Origin of the sequence: Caballeronia sp. ATUFL_F1_KS39 (assembly GCF_023630985.1) — a bacterium.
In the GTDB taxonomy this organism is placed as follows: Bacteria; Pseudomonadota; Gammaproteobacteria; order Burkholderiales; family Burkholderiaceae; genus Caballeronia; species Caballeronia zhejiangensis.
The window spans coordinates 19186-41271 of the sequence record NZ_JALQDZ010000008.1 but is presented as its reverse complement, the minus strand read 5'-3'; the positions used below and the strand labels follow the sequence as shown (position 1 = coordinate 41271).

At 63.4% G+C, this 22086-nt stretch carries 19 protein-coding genes; 10 read left to right on the top strand and 9 right to left on the bottom strand.

What is annotated here, in order from left to right:
* Window positions 1–216 precede the first annotated feature (216 nt).
* The 6 genes from pcaF (at window position 217) to NCR93_RS07345 (ending at window position 10499) form a co-directional block, all read left to right on the top strand.
* Window positions 217–1419 carry a 3-oxoadipyl-CoA thiolase gene (gene pcaF, locus NCR93_RS07370; RefSeq protein ID WP_175983146.1) on the top strand — a complete coding sequence of 401 codons (1203 nt, stop codon included), beginning with the start codon at window positions 217–219 and terminating at the stop codon, window positions 1417–1419.
* A 13-nt stretch (window positions 1420–1432) separates the two neighbouring features.
* Complete coding sequence (locus tag NCR93_RS07365; RefSeq protein WP_175983147.1) at window positions 1433–2947, top strand: 3-hydroxyacyl-CoA dehydrogenase; 1515 nt, start codon at window positions 1433–1435, stop codon at window positions 2945–2947.
* Window positions 2948–2980: 33 nt separating this feature from the next.
* Window positions 2981–4321, top strand: coding sequence for a phenylacetate--CoA ligase PaaK (gene paaK / locus NCR93_RS07360; RefSeq protein ID WP_008349558.1), 1341 nt, complete (start codon window positions 2981–2983; stop codon window positions 4319–4321).
* Window positions 4322–4575: 254 nt separating this feature from the next.
* Window positions 4576–7764: an efflux RND transporter permease subunit gene (locus tag NCR93_RS07355; RefSeq protein WP_250532194.1), complete on the top strand. Its 3189-nt coding sequence runs from the start codon at window positions 4576–4578 to the stop codon at window positions 7762–7764.
* Window positions 7765–7791: 27 nt separating this feature from the next.
* Window positions 7792–9000, top strand: a complete 1209-nt coding sequence (locus tag NCR93_RS07350) for an efflux RND transporter periplasmic adaptor subunit (protein ID WP_008349563.1) — start codon at window positions 7792–7794, stop codon at window positions 8998–9000.
* On the top strand, window positions 9000–10499 hold the full coding sequence (locus NCR93_RS07345) for an efflux transporter outer membrane subunit (protein WP_175983161.1): 1500 nt from the start codon (window positions 9000–9002) through the stop codon (window positions 10497–10499). Before NCR93_RS07350 ends, NCR93_RS07345 begins: the two co-directional genes overlap by 1 nt.
* A gap of 81 nt (window positions 10500–10580) precedes the next feature.
* On the opposite strand, the gene NCR93_RS07340 is transcribed toward NCR93_RS07345, so the two are convergent.
* Both NCR93_RS07340 and NCR93_RS07335 read right to left on the bottom strand, forming a co-directional pair.
* Complete coding sequence (locus NCR93_RS07340; RefSeq protein WP_175983149.1) at window positions 10581–11204, bottom strand: hypothetical protein; 624 nt, start codon at window positions 11202–11204, stop codon at window positions 10581–10583.
* A gap of 20 nt (window positions 11205–11224) precedes the next feature.
* Window positions 11225–12619: a selenium-binding family protein gene (locus NCR93_RS07335; protein WP_175983150.1), complete on the bottom strand. Its 1395-nt coding sequence runs from the start codon at window positions 12617–12619 to the stop codon at window positions 11225–11227.
* 187 nt (window positions 12620–12806) lie between these two features.
* Between NCR93_RS07335 and NCR93_RS07330 the strand changes: the two genes are divergently transcribed.
* Window positions 12807–12962, top strand: a complete 156-nt coding sequence (locus tag NCR93_RS07330; RefSeq protein WP_167354197.1) for a hypothetical protein — start codon at window positions 12807–12809, stop codon at window positions 12960–12962.
* Between the two features lie 109 nt (window positions 12963–13071).
* Here NCR93_RS07330 and NCR93_RS07325 read toward each other — a convergent pair whose 3' ends face one another.
* Window positions 13072–13392 (bottom strand): hypothetical protein, encoded by a 321-nt coding sequence (locus NCR93_RS07325; RefSeq protein WP_008349571.1) that lies wholly within the window; start codon window positions 13390–13392, stop codon window positions 13072–13074.
* 86 nt (window positions 13393–13478) lie between these two features.
* Window positions 13479–13949 (bottom strand): Lrp/AsnC family transcriptional regulator, encoded by a 471-nt coding sequence (locus tag NCR93_RS07320; protein ID WP_008349572.1) that lies wholly within the window; start codon window positions 13947–13949, stop codon window positions 13479–13481.
* A 112-nt stretch (window positions 13950–14061) separates the two neighbouring features.
* Here NCR93_RS07320 and NCR93_RS07315 point away from each other — a divergent pair, with 112 nt between their 5' ends.
* Both NCR93_RS07315 and NCR93_RS07310 read left to right on the top strand, forming a co-directional pair.
* A complete protein-coding gene (locus tag NCR93_RS07315; RefSeq protein ID WP_175983151.1) occupies window positions 14062–15000 on the top strand; it encodes a DMT family transporter in 939 nt (312 codons plus the stop codon).
* A gap of 53 nt (window positions 15001–15053) precedes the next feature.
* Window positions 15054–15965: a recombination-associated protein RdgC gene (locus NCR93_RS07310; RefSeq protein ID WP_033537178.1), complete on the top strand. Its 912-nt coding sequence runs from the start codon at window positions 15054–15056 to the stop codon at window positions 15963–15965.
* A 9-nt stretch (window positions 15966–15974) separates the two neighbouring features.
* Here the strand turns inward: NCR93_RS07310 and NCR93_RS07305 are convergent, their stop codons facing one another.
* The 5 genes from NCR93_RS07305 to NCR93_RS07285 form a co-directional block, all read right to left on the bottom strand.
* Window positions 15975–17051 carry a GGDEF domain-containing protein gene (locus NCR93_RS07305; RefSeq protein WP_034474195.1) on the bottom strand — a complete coding sequence of 359 codons (1077 nt, stop codon included), beginning with the start codon at window positions 17049–17051 and terminating at the stop codon, window positions 15975–15977.
* Window positions 17052–17085: 34 nt separating this feature from the next.
* Complete coding sequence (locus tag NCR93_RS07300) at window positions 17086–17847, bottom strand: hypothetical protein (protein ID WP_034474198.1); 762 nt, start codon at window positions 17845–17847, stop codon at window positions 17086–17088.
* Window positions 17848–18341: 494 nt separating this feature from the next.
* Window positions 18342–19214: a DMT family transporter gene (locus NCR93_RS07295; protein WP_034474200.1), complete on the bottom strand. Its 873-nt coding sequence runs from the start codon at window positions 19212–19214 to the stop codon at window positions 18342–18344.
* Between the two features lie 67 nt (window positions 19215–19281).
* On the bottom strand, window positions 19282–20193 hold the full coding sequence (locus NCR93_RS07290; protein ID WP_008349578.1) for a YihY/virulence factor BrkB family protein: 912 nt from the start codon (window positions 20191–20193) through the stop codon (window positions 19282–19284).
* A gap of 77 nt (window positions 20194–20270) precedes the next feature.
* A complete protein-coding gene (locus tag NCR93_RS07285) occupies window positions 20271–20528 on the bottom strand; it encodes a hypothetical protein (RefSeq protein ID WP_175983152.1) in 258 nt (85 codons plus the stop codon).
* A gap of 75 nt (window positions 20529–20603) precedes the next feature.
* Here NCR93_RS07285 and NCR93_RS07280 point away from each other — a divergent pair, with 75 nt between their 5' ends.
* Window positions 20604–22085: an NCS1 family nucleobase:cation symporter-1 gene (locus tag NCR93_RS07280; protein WP_175983162.1), complete on the top strand. Its 1482-nt coding sequence runs from the start codon at window positions 20604–20606 to the stop codon at window positions 22083–22085.
* The last annotated feature ends 1 nt before the right edge of the window (window position 22086 follow it).

Genomic DNA, 22086 nt, shown 5'->3' with positions numbered 1-22086 from the left:
TTCGTGCTGACCTGCCAGTGCCATCCGGTGAGCGAGCGCGTGGTTGTGAGCTTCGACGAGCGGTAAGCGACGTCCCGATTCATTAGAAAGTCGCGCATCGCAACGATGCGCGTGAAGCCGAAGCGATTCCAAATCTATTCAAGCGCCGAAGTCGTTAGCAATGCAACTATTGCGCGGCTTCGCTGCGATCGATCATTCTCCACATCGAGACTTGTCATGACTGAAGCCTTCATTTGCGACGCGATTCGTACTCCATTCGGCCGCTACGGCGGCGTTTTCAAGGACGTCCGCGCCGACGATCTCGGCGCCGTGCCCATCACCGCGCTCATGAAGCGCAACGCGTCGGTGGACTGGACGCAGATCGACGATGTGATCTACGGCTGCGCGAATCAGGCTGGCGAAGATAACCGCAACGTCGCGCGCATGTCGAGCTTGCTCGCGGGTTTGCCTATCGACGTGCCGGGCTCGACGATCAACCGTCTGTGCGGCTCGGGCATGGACGCGGTCGGCAGTGCCGCGCGCGCGATCAAGGCCGGCGACGGTTCGCTGTATCTTGCGGGTGGCGTCGAGAGCATGACGCGTGCGCCTTTCGTGATGGGTAAAGCATCGAGCGCATTCTCGCGTTCGGCTGATATCTTCGATACGACCATCGGCTGGCGTTTCATCAATCGCGCGATGCGTGTGCGTTATGGCGTCGACTCGATGCCGGAGACCGCGGAGAACGTCGCGGTCGATTTCAACATTTCGCGCGATGCGCAAGATCGCTTCGCGCTGCGCAGCCAGCAGCGTGCGGCACGCGCACAGGCCGATGGCACGCTCGCACAGGAAATCGTCGCGGTGAATGTGCCGCAAAAGAAGGGCGAAGCGATCGCGATCGATCGCGACGAGCATCCGCGCGAGACCTCGCTCGAATCGCTCGCGAAGCTGAAGGGCGTCGTGCGTCCCGACGGCAGCGTGACCGCGGGCAACGCATCGGGCGTGAACGATGGCGCATGCGCGCTCATCATCGCGAACGAGGATGCTGCGAGGCGTCATGGACTCACGCCGCGAGCGCGCATCATCGGCATGGCGACGGTGGGTGTCGAGCCGCGCATCATGGGCATCGGTCCCGCGCCCGCGACGAAGAAGCTGCTTGCACGTACAGGCCTCACGCTCGATCAGTTCGACGTCATCGAACTCAACGAGGCCTTCGCATCGCAAGGCATCGCGGTGCTTCGTCAACTGGGCCTTGCCGAGGACGATCCGCGCGTGAATCCGAATGGCGGCGCCATCGCGCTCGGTCATCCGCTCGGCGCATCGGGTGCGCGCCTCGTCACCACCGCAATGTACGAACTCGAGCGCCGCAACGGGCGCTATGCGCTATGCACGATGTGCATCGGCGTGGGTCAGGGCATCGCGATCGCAATCGAGCGCATCTGAGGGACCTGGCGACATGACACAGGCCATTCAGACATCGGCGATCGTCGGCGTGATCGGCGCCGGCGCGATGGGCGCAGGCATTGCCCAGGTCGCAGCGCTCGCGGGGCACACCGTGCTGCTTTACGATCTCGATGCGAAAGCGCTCGACAAGGCGCGCAATGCAATCGCGGCGAACGTGCAGCGCCTGATCGACAAGAAGAAGCTCGAAGAGTCCGCAGGACAGCAAGCCATCGATCGCGTGCGCGTCGTTACGAGTCTCGCTGACTTGCGCACGGCATCGCTTGTCATCGAAGCCATTGCGGAACGTCTCGAGCTCAAGCGCGCGCTGTTCATCGAGCTCGAAAGCATCGTGACGCACGAGTGCATGCTCGCGACCAACACGTCATCCATTTCGATCACGGCGATCGCGGCGCCCTTGAAGCATCCGTCGCGCGTGGTCGGGATGCACTTCTTCAATCCGGCACCGCTCATGGCCCTCGTCGAAGTCGTGCACGGACTCGCAACATCCGATGCGGTCGCACAAACCGTGCATGCCACAGCCGCGGCATGGGGCAAGACGCCGGTACATGCAAAATCGACGCCGGGATTCATCGTCAATCGCGTGGCTCGGCCGTTCTATGCGGAAGGCTTGCGCGTGCTCAACGAGCAGGGCGCTGACGCCGCTTCCATCGATGCCGTCATGCGCGATTCGGGCGGCTTCAGAATGGGTCCATTCGAGTTGATGGACTTGATCGGCCACGACGTGAATTTCGCCGTGACGCAATCGGTGTTCAACGCGTACTTCAACGATCCGCGCTTCACGCCTTCGCTGATTCAACAGGAATTGGTGAATGCGGGCTTTCTTGGTCGCAAGACCGGCCGTGGCTTTTATGACTATGGCGCTGATGCCACGAAGCCTGTCGCGCGCATCGAAACGAATGCTCATACGCCTTCGAAGATCGTGCTCGGAGAAAGCGTGCCTTTATACGAACGCCTGCAAGCGCGCATCGCGCCGGCGAGCGTCGCTAAAAACGACATGCCCGGGCTGATCGCACAAATCGATGATGCGTATCTTTTCCTTACCGATGGACGCACGGCGACGGAACGCGCGCATGCGCTCGGCATCGACAACATCGTGCTGGTCGATCTCGCGCTCGACTATGCGAACGCGCAAAGCGTGGCGCTCACGCACGCGCGTCAATGCTCCGGCGAAGCCTACGCTGCGGCAGCCGGCGCATTGGCGCAAGCCGGTTATGCAGTCGTGCCATTGAACGATGTCGCCGGCATGACCGTGATGCGAACCGTCGCGATGCTCGTCAACGAAGCGGCCGACGCCGTGAATCAAGGCGTTTGCACGAGCGCCGATCTCGACCTCGCGATGGAGAAGGGCGTGAACTATCCGCTCGGACCGCTCGCGTGGGGCGAACGCATCGGCATCGGCCGCGTTCACGACGTGCTGCTTCATCTCGCTGCGCATTACGGCGAAGACCGTTATCGCGCATCGCCGCTCATCGCGGCATTGCGTTATTCGGGCCAGCGCTTTCACTGAAGCGAAGACGCATCATTCATTCATCGAGCATTCATGCAGGAGACAACCGTGGTTCAATCCATTGCACAGCAAAGCGAACTGGAACCGATCGAGCGCGCGAGCCGGGACGAGCTTCAGGCTCTGCAACTCGAACGCCTGAAGTGGACGTTGCGTCACGCCTATGAAAACGTCGCACACTATCGCCGTGCTTTCGACGCTGCGGGCGTGCATCCAGACGACCTGCGCGAGCTATCCGATCTCGCGCGTTTTCCGACCACGACGAAAACCGACCTACGCGACAACTATCCCTTCGGGCTCTTCGCCGTGCCGCGCGATCAGGTCGTGCGCGTGCATGCATCGAGCGGCACGACGGGCAAGCCGACGGTGGTCGGCTATACCGCGAAAGACATCGACACGTGGGCCAACGTCACGGCGCGTTCAATCAGAGCTGCTGGTGGGCGCAGAGGCGACACGCTGCACAATGCGTTCGGCTATGGTCTCTTCACCGGCGGTCTCGGCATTCACTACGGCGCCGAACGTCTGGGCTGCATGGTGGTGCCGATGTCAGGCGGTCAGACCGAGAAGCAGGTTCAACTGATCCGCGATTTCGCGCCGAAGATCATTCTCGTCACGCCGTCGTACATGCTGAATCTGCTCGATGAAATGACACGGCAGGGCATGGACCCGGCGAACACGTCGCTCAAGATCGGCATCTTCGGCGCCGAGCCATGGAGCCAGGGATTGCGCAGCGAGATCGAAACGCGTGCGGGCATACAGGCACTCGACATCTACGGCCTCTCGGAAATCATGGGTCCGGGCGTTGCGTGTGAATGTATCGAGACGAAGGATGGCCCGACGATCTGGGAAGATCATTTCTATCCCGAGATTATCGATCCCGTGACGGGCGAAGTGCTTCCGGAAGGCAGCACGGGCGAACTGGTCTTCACTTCGCTCACGAAGGAAGCGATGCCGATGATCCGTTACCGCACGCGCGATCTCACTTCGTTGCTGCCGCCGAGCGCGCGCTCGATGCGTCGCCTCGCGAAGATCACGGGCCGCTCGGATGACATGCTCATCATTCGCGGCGTCAATGTGTTCCCGAGCCAGATCGAAGAGTTGATCCTTGCGATTCCGCGCCTGAGCGGCCAGTATCAGTTGTGCGTGTCGCGCGACGGCCACATGGATTCGCTGTCCGTCTCAGTCGAAGCACGCCCGGAAGTCTGCGCAACGCTGAACGAGAGCGACCGCGCCGGTCTCTCGCGCGAACTTCAGCATCGCGTCAAGACGATGGTCGGCGTATCGACGCAAGTGCGCGTGCTCGATTCCGGCGAACTGCCGACGACGGCAACCGGCAAGGCCAAGCGCGTACTCGATCTTCGTCCCGTAGCGGCATAACTTTCCGCATCGCCAAGCGCCTCGCGCTCTGCGAGGCGCAATTCATTTCCAACAATTGGAACGCGCGTTCCGTTTTCGGTGCGGCCCCGCATTCTTCTGCAGAAATCATTCCGCAAAAACCCTCGCAACCGTTTGCGCAAATTGTTTTGTAAGCTTCAGTTGTGTCATCGTATCGAGTGCATTTGCGTCTGCGGGCGCAGTGTCGTCGCATAGCATTCGAATAACGAACAACGAACGGGGCAGGCGAAACCTAGATGTGGATTGTCAGACTCGCGCTGAAGCGCCCGTACACATTCATCGTCCTGTCGTTGCTCTTGCTGATCATCGGTCCGCTCGTCATCGTGCGGACGCCGACCGATATCTTTCCGAATATCGATATTCCCGTTGTCAGCGTCATCTGGTCTTATACGGGCCTGCCGCCCGATCAAATGGAGCGCCGCATCACGCTCAATTACGAGCGCGGGTTGTCGGTGGCGGTCAACGACATCGAGCACATCGAGTCGGAATCGCTGCCGGGCATTGCGGTCATTCGCATCCACTTTCAGCCTAATGCGAATGTCGATGAAGCTATCGCCGAGATTACCGCGCTCTCGCAAACGCAATTGCGCTCGCTGCCGCCCGGCATCACGCCGCCGAATATCTTGCGCTTCAATGCATCGACGGTGCCGATTCTGCGGCTCGCGTTGTCGTCGTCGGAACTCAGCGAACAGCAGCTCTACGACTTCGGCAATAGCTTTCTGAAGACGCAGCTCGCGACCGTGCAGGGCGCTTCGGTGCCATTGCCTTATGGCGGCAAGCAGCGGCAGATCATGGTCGATATCGATTCGCGCAAGCTGCAGGCGAAGAACCTCGCGCCGACCGACGTGGTCAATGCAATCAGCGCGCAGAATCTGATTCTGCCGACGGGCACGACGAAGATCGGCGCAACGGAATACTCGGTCGGCCTGAACGCGAGTCCGGGCTCGATCGAAGGACTCAACGACATACCGATCCGCACCGGTCCTGGCGGCACGATCTATATCAAGGACGTCGCGCATGTGCGCGACGGCTTCCAGCCGCAAACCAATATCGTGCGGGTGGACGGCACCCGCGCTTCCTTACTCACGATCAACAAGAGCGGCAATGCATCGACGCTCGATATCGTCGCGCGCGTGAAGAACCTGTTGCCGACCTTGCGCGGCATGGTGCCCGAGTCGCTGAAGATCGAGCCCGTTGCGGATCAATCGCTCTTCGTGCGCGCGTCGGTGTCGGGCGTGCTGCGTGAAGCGGTGATCGCAGCGGGCCTGACTGCGCTGATGGTGCTGCTGTTTCTGGGAAGCTGGCGTGCGACGCTCATCATCGCGATCTCGATACCGCTTTCGATGCTGACGTCGATCGTCGCGCTCTCCGCGATCGGGCAGACGATCAACATCATGACGCTCGGCGGCCTCGCGCTTGCGGTCGGTATCCTCGTCGACGACGCGACAGTTGCAATCGAAAACATCAGCCAGAACTTAGAGCAGGGCAAGGAACTGGAGCATGCGATTCTCGATGGCGCGCAGCAGATCGCCGTGCCGACGCTCGTGTCGACGCTCTCTATCTGCATCGTGTTCATTCCGATGTTCCTGCTGACGGGCGTCGCGCATTACCTGTTCGTGCCGATGGCCGAAGCCGTCGTGTTCGCGATGCTCGCGTCGTACTTCTTCTCGCGCACGCTGATCCCGACGCTTGCGAAGTATCTGTTGCGTCATCACGAGCACATGGGCGGCGATGTCGAATCGATGAAAGGCTCGCGCAATCCGTTCGTGCGGATTCATCTCGCATTCGAGCGTCATTTCGAGTCCGTGCGCCATCGCTATCGACGCTTTCTCGAAGCGCAGCTCGCGCAACCGGGCCGCTTCGCTTCGTTGTTTTTGCTGTGCTGCCTGCTGTCGCTCGGGCTTGCGCCGTTCCTCGGGCGCGACTTCTTTCCGTCGATCGATTCAGGCGTGATCGCGCTGCATATGCGCGCGAAGACGGGCACGCGCATCGAGGAAACGGCGGCGCTGACGGATCGCGTCGATGCACGCATCAGGCAATTGATTCCGCGCGGCGAGATTCGCTCGATCATCGACAACATGGGCTTGCCGGTATCGGGTATCAATCTCTCGTACAACAACACGGGCACGGTCAGTTCCGCCGATGCCGACGTGCTCATCAGCCTCAACGAAGATCACGCGCCGACAGAAGGCTATATCCACGAGTTGCGAAAGCGCCTGCCGCAGGAGTTTCCCGGCGTGACGTTTTCATTCCTGCCCGCCGATATCGTGAGTCAGATCCTCAACTTCGGCGTGCCCGCGCCGATCGATATAGCGATCACCGGCCGCGATGTGCGCGGCAATCGCGCGCTGGCGAATCGCATGCTGGAAAAGATTCGCCGCGTGCCGGGTCTCGTCGATGCGCGCATCCAGCAGCCATCCGATCTGCCTGCGATCAACGTCGAGGTCGATCGCACGAAGGCGTTGCAAGCGGGCTTCACGCAGCGCGATGTCGCGAACAACTTGCTCATCACGCTGTCGGGCAGTCAGCAGACGACGCCCACGTTCTGGCTCAATCCGGTGAATGGCGTGAGCTATAACGTCATCACGACGGCGCCGCAATACGACATGAACTCGCTGCAATCGGTGGCGAACATTCCGGTGACATCGTCGAGCGGCAAGACCAATATTCTCGGCGCGCTCGCAACGCTTTCGCGCAGCGCGCGCGATGCGGTCGTCTATCACTACAACGCGCAGACCACCATCAATCTCTATGCGACCACCGAGCGGCGCGATCTCGGCGCAGTGGCGGACGACGTGCAACGCATCATCGACGAAGCGCGCGGCGAATTGCCCAAAGGCTCGACGATCGAAATGCGCGGCCAGGTCGAGACGATGAACGGATCGTTTTCGGGTCTCGCATTCGGCCTCATTCTCGCGGTCGTGCTGGTGTACTTGCTGATCGTCGTGAACTTCCAGTCGTGGCTCGATCCGTTCATCATCATCACCGCATTGCCGGGCGCGCTCGCGGGCATCGTGTGGATGTTGTTCCTGACGCATACGACGTTGTCGATTCCCGCATTGACCGGCGCGATCATGTGCATAGGCATCGCGACGGCAAACAGCATTCTTTTGGTGAGCTTCGCGCGCGCCGCGCTCGCCGAACATGGCGACGCAGTGCGCTCCGCGCTGGAAGCGGGCTATACGCGTTTCAGGCCGGTGCTGATGACCGCGCTCGCGATGATGATCGGCATGGTGCCGATGGCGATCGGGCTCGGTGAAGGCGGCGAGCAGAATGCGCCGCTCGGGCGGGCGGTGATCGGCGGCCTGATGGTCGGCACCATCGCAACGCTGTTCTTCGTGCCGGTCGTGTTTTCGATCGTCTATCGGCGCATGGAAGCACGCGGCAAGGGACCGGGCGCGGCGGCACGGAAAGCGGCGCAATAAAACAATCGAACAGCAGGCGGAGCAAGAATGGAAGAGCAGTTGTCGCAACGATCGGGCAACAGGCGGCGAGGGCGCTTATGGCTCGTGATCGCGCTCGTGGTCGTGGTCGCGCTCATCGCGCAGGGAATCCTGTCGCGCCGCGCCGCGCACGCGGAACTCGAACGCGATGCGAACGAGCACGGCTTGCAGACGGTCGAGGTCATCAAGCCGACGCGCATGAAGGCCTCGCAGGATCTCGTGCTCGCAGGCGATATCCGCGCGTTCTCCGATGCGCCGATCTTCGCGCGCACCAATGGGTATCTGAAGCGCTGGACCGTCGATATCGGCACGAAGGTGAAGAAGGGCCAGTTGCTCGCGGAGATCGATGCGCCCGAAATCAACGATCAGCTTCGTCAGGCGCGCGCCGATGCGCAAACGGCGCGCGCGAACTATCTGCTTGCGAAGACGACTGCGGAGCGCTGGGCGCAGATGCTGAAGAACAACTCGGTGTCGCGCCAGGAGACCGATGAAAAGAACGGCGACATGCTCGCGAAGGAAGCGGCGCTGAACGCGGCGCAGGCGAACGTGTCGCGGCTCGAACAACTCGTGTCGTTCCAGAAGATCTATGCACCCTTCGATGGCGTCGTCACCGCGCGCAACACCGATGTCGGTCAGTTGATCGACGCCGGCAGCGGCGCCGCCGGCCGCGAGCTCTTCCACATTCAGGATGCGTCGACGTTGCGTGTGTTCGTCGATGTGCCGCAAGCGTATGCGCGGATGATCACGGTTGGTTTGCCCGCGGAGTTGCTGCTCAACGAAGAGCGCAATCGCAAGTTCGACGGCGTCACGGTGCGTACCGCGGGCGCGGTCGATCCCGTCGCGCGCACGATGCGCGTCGAAGTCGATGTGAAGAATCCGGCGGGCGAATTGCTTGCGGGCGCGTATGCGCAAGTGCGCTTTCGTCTCACGAGCGCGAGTCCTTCATACACGCTGCCCGGCAATGCGCTGTTGTTCCGTCCGGATGGCGTGCATGCCGCGAGCGTCGATGCGAACAACCGCGTGAAGCTTCTGCCGATCACGCTCGGCACCGACTACGGCACGCGTGTGTCGATCGTCTCCGGATTGAATGGCGATGAGCGCGTGATCGTCAATCCGCCCGATTCGATCATCGATGGCGCGGCGGTGCGTATCGGCCGCGCGGGTTCGAGCGACGCCGCGAGCGGTGGTGCAGCGAAGGCTGAAGGAAGCGAGTCGTGATGAGGCGCGCATCGCTCGAATTAGTTGCATCGCTAACTATCGCGGCATTGGGCGGCTGCGCCGTCGGGCCGGATTACGTGCGGCCCGAAACTTCTACGCCTGCTGCGTACAAGTCGCAGATGCCGCTCGATGCGCCTGCGTCGGCATCGCAAGAATGGAAGCCTGCGCAGCCCGCCGATGCGAAGCCGCGCGCGCCGTGGTGGGAAGTCTATGGCGATCCGCAATTGAACGCGCTCGAAGAACGTGTCGCGACAGCGAATCAGACCGTGGCCGCGGCCGCCGCGCGTTTTCGTGGAGCGCGTGCGGCGGCCGCGCAGGCGCGTTCGGCGTACTTTCCGACCATCACGGCGAATGCCGCATTCAATCAGTCGCGGGTATCGTCGAACGTCCTGTACAAATCGAGCGCGGGCGTGACCGTGCCCGACTATCTGATCGACGCACAGATCTCGTGGGAGCCGGATCTCTGGGGCCGCATCTCGCGTGCTGTCGAAGGTGGCCGCGCAGAAGCGCAGGCGAGCGCCGCGGATCTGCACAGCGCGATTCTGTCGATGCAGGCCGAACTCGCGACCGACTACTTCGATTTGCGCGGCATCGTCGAAGAAGAACGGCTGTTGCAGGCGACGCTGCAAGCCTATGAGAAGGCGCTCGCGCTCACACGCGATCGTTTTGCGGGCGGCGTCGCGGCGGAATCGGATGTCGCGCAGGCCGAAGAGCAACTGCGCGCGACGCAGGCACAATTCATCGATCTGGAGACCACGCGAACGAGCCTCGTCAATGCGATCGCGATTCTCGTCGGCGAGAGTCCGTCGAGTTTTACGCTCGATGTCGCGCCGCTCAACGAAGCGCATTCGCCGCATCCGTCGGCGGCGCTCGCGGTGCTGCCGCCCGGCGTGCCGTCCGCGTTGCTCGAGCGCAGGCCGGATATCGCGGCGGCGGAGCGGCGCGTGGCCGAGGCGAATGCGCGCGTCGGCGTGGCGACGGCGGCGTTCTTTCCGAACCTTCTGCTCGCCGCGACGGGCGGTCTCGAGGCGACGCGCTTCAGTTCATGGCTCGAAGCGCCGAGCCGATTCTGGTCGCTCGGGCCACAGCTCGCATTCACGGTGCTGGACTTCGGCGGTCGCGCGGCGGCTCGCGATGCGGCGCGCGCTGACTACGACGAGAAGGTCGCCGATTATCGGCAAACCGTGCTGACCGCGTTCGGGCAAGTGGAAGACAACCTGAATGCGCTGGAAGTGCTGCGCCGCGAAAGCGAAGCACAACGCGATGCCGTCGATGCCGCCCAGCGCGCGCTCGGCAAGGTCAGCAATCGCTACGAGAACGGCGCGATCACGTATCTGAGCGTGGTGGTGACGCAGGCAATCGTGCTGTCGGATCAACGCACGGCGGTGCGTATCGAGCGGCGCCGCATGGCGGCGAGCGTCGCTCTCGTGAAGGCGCTGGGCGGAGGGTGGACCACCGCCGAATTGCCGAATCCGGAGGAAGTGTCGCGCCGCGATTGAATTCTGTGCTATGCGCGATGCATGCAAAATGCCATCGCGCATAACGTATGCAAAATGCAATTCGGCGTGCAGGACTCCGCGTCAGACGAATAGAAATAAGCCGCACGCGATCAATGCCGCGCTCCAGATCCAGTCGACGTTGATCCATCCGCTGCGTAGAAAGCCGAGTCCGCCGCGTTCCTGAAGGGACATCGCGAACATGGAGATCGTCGCGATGACGGCGAGCATCGCGCCGGTATGCACGGTCAACGCGAGTGCACTGGCTTCGAAAGCCGTCTTTGGCATCGCGCCCGTGCACAACGGCAAGAGCGCCGGCACCAGCATCAAACCTGCGCCGTGCGCGCTCGACATCATGAAGGACCATAACGCGAGACCGGCCAGCCCGGTACGCATGCCGACGGTCGGGCGTCCGCGATGCCCGCGCCACGCGCTCCACACGCCCCAGCCGATCAGCAGCGCCCCGCAGCCGCGTGCGAGCAGGTCATGGCCGACCGCCGCGCCGAGCGTGAGCGCGCCCGCGAGCACGAGCGCGACCGACGCCGCGTGGCCGAGCGCGATCGGCACGAGCGATACGAGCGCGACGCGGCGGCTTCGCGCATACAGGCCGAGCGCGACGGCGAAGAGCCATCCCATCGCGGGATTGAGACCGTGAAACGCGCCGAGGCCCGCGGCGGTGAGGAGGAGCGCGGGCGATGCGGCGTCCATGCGAAGTGTCTCGCGGCGGATCAGGGATAGCAGTACGAATCCGACGAGCAATCGCCCCCTTGCAGCCGGATCTGATGCGGCCGATGTCCCTTGGGCCAGTCGATGAAAAACTTGTCGTCGACGGCGAGGCCGCCGTTGGGATCGGCATCGAGCTTCACCATCCAGCCGTCGATGCCTTCGGGATAGAACTGCGCATCGACCGCGCCGTACAGCGAATTCGTGAAGTAGACGCGGCGGCCGTCGCGGCTCACTTCGACCATCTGCGGGCCGCCATTCAGCGCGCCGTTCTTCGCGCCCGGATGCGTCGCGCGCGCGACCACGCCGCCGATACGCACCTTGCCCGTCAGTTTCGGCGCGAAGGGATCGGAGACGTCGTATTGCAGCATGTCGCCGGTGCCCCAGCACGACACGTACAGAAAGCGGTCGTCCATCGACAGATCGATATCGGAGACGAGCGGCGGCACCGCATTGAAGCCCTTCAATAACGGCGGCAGCTTGTCGGCATCGGCGGGTTCGGCGGGAATGTCGATGATCTTTTTCACCGCCCACTTGTCCTTGTCGCGATACCAGGTCCAGATCGACGACGACAGATCCTTCAGACTGATCACGCAGTTCACGAAACCATATGCCTTGGTCGGATCGTGCGCGGGACGCAGTTCGAAGACGAGCTGATATTCGTCGCCGAAATCGATCTCCTGAATGTGCTTGCGCTTCGTGAAGTCCCAGAAATGCAGCTTGCGTCCGTACTTCGCGCCGAGCAGCAGATCGGGCACGAGGCCTTCCTCGAAGGTGTCGGGCGTGCCCCATTCGCTCGTGACCATCGTGTCGTAGCCGAGATGCCACCAGCCGTCGTACGCGAGCCGTTGCGGTCCGCGATCGACTTCCCATCGGCCGAGCGGATCGAAGCTCTGCTGATCGAGCATCAGCACGCCGCCGGGCGCCTTGCCTTCGGCGTTGCCGAGCGCGGTGATAAAGATGCCGCCCGGCCCGCAATGCACGGTATGCGGCCGCGTATAGCCGGTCTTTTCCGCGAGTTCCGCGGGCTCGATCGTCTTCACGATCACCGGCTTCTTCGGATCGGGCTTCGTGTCGATGATATGCACGCGCGACGAACGCAGCCCCGGCACGACGAGATAGCGCCGCTCCATGTGCGGATGCGGCGCATTCGGGCACAGGCACGACGAGCATGCGTTCCAACCGAAGTGATGCAACTCGTCGCCGACATCGGGCATCGCGATTTCGCCGACGATCTTCGTATAGTCCGGCGAATCCGGATCGACATCGACGACGGCGATCTTGTCCGGCGACTTGCGCTCGGGATCGAACGTCGCGACATAAGCCAGCGTTTCGCGCGGCGCTTTCGCTGCGAGCCGCGGGGAAGGATAGAAGCTCGGATCGGGTTTCCACGTCGCCATCTGCGTCTCCCGGTTGATTTCGTGGATCTTCAAACCAAACGTGCTAAAGCACTATAGGACATGGGAACACGTCATGCTTTCGATGACTTAGCTGCTTTCATGCGAAGCATGTGCGCGCGGGGCGTGATTCGTCGCGCGAAACAGCGCCTAAAATACAGGCATCGCCTGTCGGAGAAAGGAGGTAGCGATGGCCGAGCCAATGATCAGCCTGATGGCGGGACTCGTCCTGGTGCTATGCGTCGCGGTGGTAATCGTGATGCATCACCGGCATCCGCATATCCATACTCCGAAAGCGCGTTGGCTGGATACGCATCCGCCGCGCGACTGGCGGCACAGGCATTGAACGTGCAGTGAGATGCGAAGTGTGAAGCGCGAAATGTGAAGCGCGAAGTGGAGGGATGAAGCGCCGGCATCGACCGGCGCTTTCTTTTTTGCGCGGCGCGAGAAACGCGTTAGCGTCGTGGCCCTTTCATCGCTTCGGCTTCCATCGCGGCGTGCCATTCCTCGCTGTTCTCGATCGGGTCCATGCCTTCGTCGATGAACGCGGACGCGCGCTCTGCCGCCGAACGCGTTTCCTCGTCGGTTTCGTCGTCGGCGGGGCCGTCTTCGTCGCCTGGCGGCTCCAGCATGTCCTGCAGCATCGCCTCGAGTTCCGGCGTGTCCCACGGCTCGTCGCGCTGCTTTTTCTTCTTGATGTAATGCCGCACTTCGGCATCTTGCTCGGGTGTCAGCGGAAGTCCGCGGAAGGTGCGGTTGGCGTCGAAGTCACTCATGTTCGCTCCTCGCGCGCATAGCTGTGATGCGGTTTCAGGCGACTCAAGTGTAACCCCGTTCTTCTGCAGGTAAAAACGCGCAGCGATCAGCCGAGCGGCGGCAGGCGTCTTTCGATCGGCGTTGCCTTGATGATGGCCGTGCTCGTCGCGGCGCGCTCGGTGACGCGCGAAAGGATGTCGTCGAGATGCTCGATCGAGCGCAGATAGAGGCGGCATACGAAGCAATCGTCGCCCGTCACCTTGTCGCATTCGACGAACTCGGGAATGCGCCTTATCGCTTCTTCGACGAGATGCAATTGCCCCGGCAGCGGCTGCACGCGCACGATCGCCTGCAGCGTGTAGCCGAGCGCGCGCGGATCGATATCGACGGTGAAGCCGCGAATCACGCCTTGCGTCTCGAGGCGCCGCATGCGCTCGGCGGTGCTCGGCGCCGACAGGCCGACGCGCTTCGCAAGCTCGCTCACGGCGATGCGTCCATCGCTCGCAAGCACGGCGATGAGTTCGCGATCGATTGCGTCAATGCCCGCTTGCGGCGGGTTGCTCAGGTGTTTTCCCATGATGGCCTTCGATTCAAAGGTCGAAAGATGCGTGAGCCTAATTTTAGGCATGGTTTCGAACGATGCGCATCGATAGACTTGAAGCCATCGAAACTTGCATGACGGGCGCGAAATGAATAGCGAAAGAATCGATGCGCGGCTTGGCGGCGCATCGCGTGCGAATGAACTGCGTCGCGGCGCGATCGAGATGTCGCTCGCGATGCTGATGTCGGGCACGATCGGCTGGCTCGTGGTGTCGTCGGGGCAGACGCCCTGGAACGTGGTGTTCTTCCGCTGCGTGTTCGGAGGCGCGACGCTCATCGCCGTGTGCGCGGCGCTCGGCTTCTTGAAGAGGCGCTATTTCTCGTGGCGCATGATCGGCCTCGTCGCGCTCGGCAGCGTGGCGATCGTCGGCAACTGGCTGTTGCTTTTCGCCGCGTATTCGCGCGCGTCGATCTCGATGGCGACGACCGTCTACAACACGCAGCCCTTCATGCTGGTCGCGTTGGGCGCGCTCGTGTTGCACGAGCGCGTGTCGGTATCGACGATCGCATGGCTCGGCGTCGCGTTCATCGGCCTTGTGATGGTGGTGCGGGTCGAGCCGTCCGTGCTCGCGATGCCGGGGCAGTATCTCGAAGGCATTGCGTATGCGCTCGGCGCGGCTTTTCTGTACGCGATATCGTCGATCGTCACGAAGCGCCTCGCGGGCACGCCGCCGCATCTGATCGCGATGCTGCATGTGTTATTCGGCATCGCGATGCTCGCGCCGTTCGCGCGCTTCGATGCGATGCCCGCGACGATCGGCGGCTGGACCGATCTCGTCGTGCTCGGCGTCGTCAACACGGGACTGATGTACGTGTTGCTGTACGGCGCGATCCAGAAGCTGCCGACCGCGACGACGGGCGCGCTGTCGTTCATCTATCCGGTGGTGGCGATCGTCGTCGACTGGCTCGCGTTCGGGCAACGGCTCGCGTGGCTGCAAGTGGCCGGCGCGGCGCTGATCCTGCTCGCCGCGGCGGGCGTGAATCTGCAATGGCGGATCGTGCCGCAAAAATGGCGCGCGAACGACTGACGCGCACTCGTATAGAATGGCGCCCCTTTCCGACTACATCGAAATCCCGCGCCATGTGGTTCAAGAATCTTCAGCTTCACCGTCTTCCCGCACACTGGTCCGTCACGCCGCAGCAGATGCAGCAATGGCTCGCGCCGCTCGCGTTCACCGCGGCGTCGAGCATCGAGAACGAGCGGCGCGGCTGGGTCTCGCCGCGCGGCGACGATGATCTCGTCTACACGGCGAACCGTCAGATGCTCATCGTCTATCGCGCGGAAAAGAAGCTGCTGCCCGCATCCGTCGTCACGCAGTTCGTGAAGGAACGCGCCGCCGAGCTCGAAGAGCAGCAGGGCTTCAAACCCGGCCGCAAGCAGATGAAAGAGCTCAAGGAACAGATCACCGACGAACTCCTGCCGCGCGCCTTCAGCATCCGCCGCGATACGCGCGTGTGGATCGATCCGGTGAACGGCTGGCTCGCGATCGATTCGTCGTCGGCGACGCTGTGCGACGACATCATCGGCTTGCTGGTGAAGTCCGTCACCGATCTGCCGCTCGCGAGCGTCCGCACGGCGCGCTCGCCCGTTTCGGCGATGACCGAATGGCTGCTTTCCGGCGACGCGCCCGCGGGCTTCACGCTCGATCGCGATACGGAACTGCGCTCGACCGGCGAAGGCAACGCGACCGTCCGCTACGTCGGTCACGCGCTCGAAACGGAAGACATGCGCCGCCATATCGAAGCGGGCAAGCAGTGCATGCGTCTCGCGATGACGTGGGACGACCGCGTGTCGTACGTGCTGACGCCATCGCTCACATTGAAGCGCGTGAGCGCGCTCGACGTCATCAAGGAAGCCGCCGATCCGACCGCGTCGAACGACGACGAGCGCTTCGAATCCGACTTCATCCTGATGACAGGCGAACTCGCGCGCATGCTGTCGGCGCTGACCGAGGCGCTGGGCGGCGAAGAAGACCTGCGCGCCGCCGCGTAGGAACGAGCGTCAGGCGGACGGCGCCGACGCGAACGCGTAGCCGTTCTTGCCGTTGCGCTTGACGGTGTACATCGTGTCGTCGGCAGCGGCGACGAGCCGCCAGTAATCGTCGACACGATCCGGAAAACTCGCGATGCCGACGCTCGCGCGCACAATCGACAAGCCCATCTGCGCGTCGGTTTCCGCGACGCACGCGATGATTCTCTGCGCGATCACCGCGAGCTCGCCATCGCTCGAAAACTCGCGCACGAGCAACGCGAATTCGTCGCCGCCGATACGCGCGACCAGATCGCCGCCGCGCACCGCCTGACGAAAACGCCGCGACACCGCAATCAGAAACTCATCGCCGATGCGGTGGCCGTGCGTGTCGTTGACGCGCTTGAAGCCATCGAGATCGATATACAGCACCGCGATGCGCGACGCCCCGCGCGCGCCGCTCGCGAGCGCATTCGCCGCTTCTTCCAGCGCCGCGAAGAGCTTGCGCCGGTTGGGCAGGCCCGTCATCGGATCGTGCAGCGACGCCTGCTCGAATTCATTGGAAATGCCGAGAAGTTGCCGATTGCGTTTTGCATACATGCCGAGCGCGGTGATGAGCACGCCGAATACGATCGCCGACAACGCGATCAGCGTATGCGACACGCTCAGGATGCGCTCGCGCACGTCCGCGCTCGTGCGATCGCGCTCCGCGCGCCACCAGGCGTAGGCCGAATCGAGCGCGGAGCTGGCCTCGCCGAGCGCGGCGGAAGGCGAGAGCACGGCGGAAGGCAGCGACGGCGCCGACATCGGACTCGACGACACCAGCGCGTGCAGCGCCGCGAGCCGCCCGGCCAATTCGATGCGCGCCTCGCGATACGCAGCCTGGCGCTGCGTATCGCTCGCGGGCGTGTTCTGCAGGGAAAGCGCGGTCGCGCGGGCGGTATCGGCGCGCTCGACCGCTTCGAGCACGAGCCCGACGTACTCCTGCTGCAGTTGCGCCGAAAAGATCGCGCGCACCTGCAACGCCAGGAACAGCAGCCCGATCAGCAGACACAGCAAGGCCGCGCCAGCGAGCGGCGCGGGGCCGGGCACGCGCAGGCGCAAGCGCATGATCGCGTGCCGCGCACGGCTCGCCAGCGTCTCCTCAGGGACGTGAATACTCCTCTCGCTGACGGGTCGGAACATTGTGTCGATAGCTCACTCGATGGAAGAACGCGCCCACGCGCGCGAACAGTCCGCCTTCGGACTGCTGCCTTGCGTTCGCGCGCGCCTGATGCCTGCGTGCCTGCGCGTACTGATCGGCGCGATTGCTCCGATCGACGGCCGCACGCTGCGTCGCGGACGGCGTGCCGCGGCGTTGCGCCTGTTGCGCCAAAGGTTGCGCGGAAGCCGTCGCGAGCGCCGCGGCGGCGGCCGCGCCCGAGCCGTCAGCGCCAGCGTTGGCGACGGTGGTTTCGTCGGCGGGATCGGCGGTGGGTGCGTTGTCCGCGAGCGATGCCGTATCGATGGGCGCGGCCGTCGGACCGTCGTTCGACGAGTACGGAATCGCGCTGCCGGGCGCGGCGGTCAGGGGCGTTTCGACGGCGCCGCCCGATTGCGTCTGCGCGGTAATCACCGGCTGATCGATGCCGAGCGTGCGGCGCGCGCTCGCCATCGCCTCGGCATAGACGCGCTGATCGTGGTTGAACCACATGCCGTACGCGACCGTGCCGAGCACGCCGATGCCAAGCGCGCTCGCCGACGCCATCCACAGCGCGAGACGCCCGAAGCGCAGCGGCGCGCGCATGGGGCCGGGTTCGTCGTCGTAATCGATTGCAGTCTCGGGCAAGTGAGTGACAGTGGGATCATTCGCAGGACTTGCGCGTTCCGCGATGCTCTCTTCGGGTAGCTTTGCGTGCTGAGGCATGACAGCGCTCTCCAGAACCTATTCGTCAGACAGCGGACCAACGCGGACTTACAGCGCGCGTCCGGCCCGATGCTTCACCTCGCGCGTCCCATCATATGAACAATCAAACGCGATGCGGCTTCGTCGGACGTAACAGCCGGTTGCCGGTTCAGCATCTGCCGCCGGCCCTTTTTTGCCAAACAATGTAACTCGCGCCACATATCGCCACAATCAGGGGCGGCGAGGAGGCGTTGGAACGACGCTGCGGATCATTGCGCCCGATGCGCGGCGCGCCTGCCGTGGCACGGTCCGGCGCACCGTTGCACGGCGATCTAACCTCATTGCGTGTCGCGACGGCGAAGCAACTTCGGCCAGTACGTCAGCATTTCCCGTTCCTGCCCCGATTTGAAGTGCGGTGCATGCATCATTCTTCAGAGGAAGTTCCCGCGCGTATGTGAGGTGCCGCACATACGCGCATGGCAGCCGTTTGCGTGTGGAACGCGCGCCACAGTTCGTCATCGGGGCTTCGACGACACGACGAGCGCGATGCCGCCGAGAATCGCGACCGCGCTGGCCGCGAGCCGCATCGTCAGCGTTTCGCCGAGCAGCAGCACGCCGCCCGCCGCCGTGATGAGCGGCACGCTCAGTTGCACCGTGGCCGCCGTCGCGGGCTTCAATCCTTTCAACGCCGCGTACCAGACGACATAGCCGAGCCCCGAGGTCAACGCACCCGAGGTCATCGCGTAGGCCAGGCCCGAGACATCCGCGTCCGTACCCGCAAACGCGAGCGCGAGCGCCGACACCGCGATCGCGAACGGCAGCGCGCGCAGGAAATTGCCGGCCGTCGCGGCGACGGGATCGGACTGGCCCCGTCCGCGCAATGAATAGACGCCCCAACCGATGCCCGCCGCGATCATCAGTGCGGACGACGCGGGATCGGGCGCCGCGAGTCCCGGCAGCACGAGCCACACGAGACCGGCGAGCGCGAGCAGCAGGCCGAGCCATTGCGCCGCGGCGAGACGCTCGCCGGTCGCGATGCCGTAGCCGATCATCGTCGCCTGCACCGCGCCGAAGAGCAGCAGCGCGCCGGTGCCCGCCGCGAGCCGAACGTACGCGAAGGAGAACGCCGCCGCATACACGATCAGCGCGAATGCCGATACCCAGCTTCCGGCGCGTCGCGTGTCGTCGCCGGGCGCGCCGCGCGCGAGCAGGATGATCCACAGCACGAGCGCCGCCGACGCGACGCGTACGAGCGTGAAACTCGCCGCGTCGATGCGCGCGCCCCTGAGCGCGAGGCGGCACAGCAGCGAGTTGCCGGCGAACGCGATCATCGCGACGACGGTGAAGAGCGCGATGCGCGTGCCGTGCGAGCGTGTGGGTGTCGACATCGGCGGCGCTGGACTGAGGGCGCATCACTGTAGCGCACGCGCGTCGCGAAGACATGCTGCGGCGCGTTCAACCGGTGGTGAAGGGCTGCGGCGGCGCATCGGCCTCGGAGCCGAAGCGCTCGAATTCGGAGATTACTTGCGCGCCGAATAGAAGCAGCGTCGCGAGCGCTTCGAGGCTGAAGAGCACGACGATCGACGTCGTCAGCGATCCGTAAACGACGCTCACCTGCGAGAGCGTCGCGAAGTACCAGACGAGCACATGCCGCGTGATTTCCCAGAGCACGGCGGCCGTCACGCTGCCGAGCAGCGCGAGCCGCAGCGAAGGCCGGCCGACAGGCATCACGAGATAGATCGACGTCAGCACGAAGATCTCGCCCGCGACGCCGAGCAGATACAGCAAAAGCCGCGACACGCCCCTGAGCGACACCTCGACGCCGAGCAGGTCGACGCTGTTGCTGCCCATCGCCTGAAGGCCGTTCGACACGAGCGTGACGATCAGCATGCCGACGCCGAGAAACAGGATGTAGCAGTAAGGCAGGAGCGCCGAGAGCAGAAAATGCCGCCGCCTGACCGCGACGCGATGCACGAAGATCACCGACATCGCGTTCTCGAGCACCGTGAAGGCAAGCGAACTGAAGAAGATCATCGTGACGAGCAGCAGCCAGCCGAGCACCGCGCGATGCGCAAGAAAATTCGCGAGCTCGCCCACGACGGCGTGCGCCTGGCCCGGCACGAGCCATTCGAGCAGATGCGCGAGCGTGTCGAGCAATTGCTGTTGCCCGACGAATTTCGACAGCACGATCACGATCAGGATCAGCAGCGGGACGATGGAAAGCAGCGCGTAATACGCGACCGCGCCCGCAAGCAGCAGGCCCTGATTGGCGCGAAAAGCCTTGAACGTGCGCATCGCAAAGCCGAACGGATGACGCGCGACGCTTCTCACCTGCGGGCCCAGCACAGGGCCGAGAATCTTCGACATGGAACCTCCGCGGCGCGATCGCTGGCCATCCTTTGTGGACGAGCAAGATCCGCACCCGTAGCGAAGGTCCGCACGCTTCAGCCTGTCCGGCGCGCCTCGATGCGTGCGGCTGCTTGCTGCGCGGCTTCCTCGAATGCGAGATTGAGGAAGACATCGACTTCGCACGCGCTCAGGTCGGCGGCATCGACGTTACGCAGCCGGCAGAAGAGCGCGAGCGCCTCGGCTGCGGCGGCGAAGGCGTTGTTCATATCCCGGGAGTGAAGGCGTTTTTTTCTCATGGCCAGCATAACGGCAGGCGCACCGACGACTTTAATGCGTCGCAACGCAACGCGCATGCCGTTTCATTTTCGCTTTTTGATGCATTAATCTAGGTTCATAACTCGAGCCCGCCGAAGGCACTGGAGGACATGATGGCCGCATCCCACGCAACCTCCGCCGCCGACGCCGCCGCGCTCGGTGCCGATGCCGAAATCGTCAACGCCGACGAGCGCCTCTACAACCACGACCTCGCGCCCGTGCCGCGCGCGAAGCGCACCTGGAACGGCTACAGCATCTTCGCGATGTGGATGTCGGACGTGCACAGCGTCGGCGGCTACACCTTCGCCGCGAGTCTCTTTCTGCTCGGCATCTCGGGCTGGCAGGTGCTGCTCGCGCTGACCATCGGCATTCTCATCGTGTATGTGCTGATGAACTGGGTCGGCAAGCCGAGCTTGAGACACGGCATTCCTTTCCCGGTGATGGCGCGCGTCTCGATGGGCGTGATGGGCGCGAATCTCGCCGCGCTGATTCGCGGCGTGGTCGGCATCGTGTGGTACGGCGTGCAGACGTATTTCGCGTCGAAGGCCGTCGCGACCTTGCTGCTGCTCTTCGTGCCGTCTGTCGCCGCGTGGCGCGATACGAGCTTTCTCAGGCTCGACATGCTCGGCTGGGTCAGCTTCCTCTTCATGTGGCTGCTGCAGCTCGTCATCTTTCAGCGCGGCATGGAGATCATCCGCAAGTTCATCGATTTTTGCGGACCGGCCGTGTATGTCGTGATGTTCGTGCTGATGGGATGGATTCTCTATCGCGCGGGTCTCGGCAGCCTGAATCTCACGCTCTCGGGCAAGGTGCTGACCGGCGACGAGCAACTTCACGCGATGATCAACGCGATCCTGCTCGTCGTGAGCTATTTCGCCGCGCTGCTGCTGAATTTCGGCGACTTCTCGCGCTTCGCGAAAAGCGAGCGGCAGATGAAGATCGGCAACTTCCTCGGGCTGCCGTTCAACTTCGTTGCGTTTGCAATCATCACGGTGATCGTCACGGCGGGCAGCGAGAAAGTGTTCGGCACGATGATCATGGACCCGGTCGAAATCGTCTCGCGCATCGAGAACAAGGTGTGGGTGGCGATCGGCAGCGTCACGTTCGTCATCGCGACGATGGGCATCAATATCGTCGCGAACTTCGTGTCGCCCGCGTACGACATCGCCAATCTGTTTCCGAAGCATGTGGACTTCAAGAAGGGCGGCCTGATCGCGTCGATACTCGCGGTGCTCGTGTGTCCGTGGATCTTCGTCGACAGCCCGAAGGCGATCACGATCTTCGTGTCCGTGTTCGGCGCCGTGCTCGCGCCGATGTACGGCGTGATGATGTCCGACTATTACCTCGTGAAGCGCGAGCAGGTGAGGACCGCCGAACTGTATTCGATGCAGCCCGGCGGACGCTTCTATTACGACGGCGGATGGAACAAGGTCGGGCTCGCGGCGCTGATCGTATCGGGCGTGATCTCGGTCGGCTGGGAACTGTCGACGCAGTTCTTCAAGCTCTTGCCGCCGAACAATCTCGGCTGGCTGATCGGCGCGGTGGCGGGCGCGCTCCTGTACGTGCTCTTCATGCGCATGGCGAACCGCAAATAGC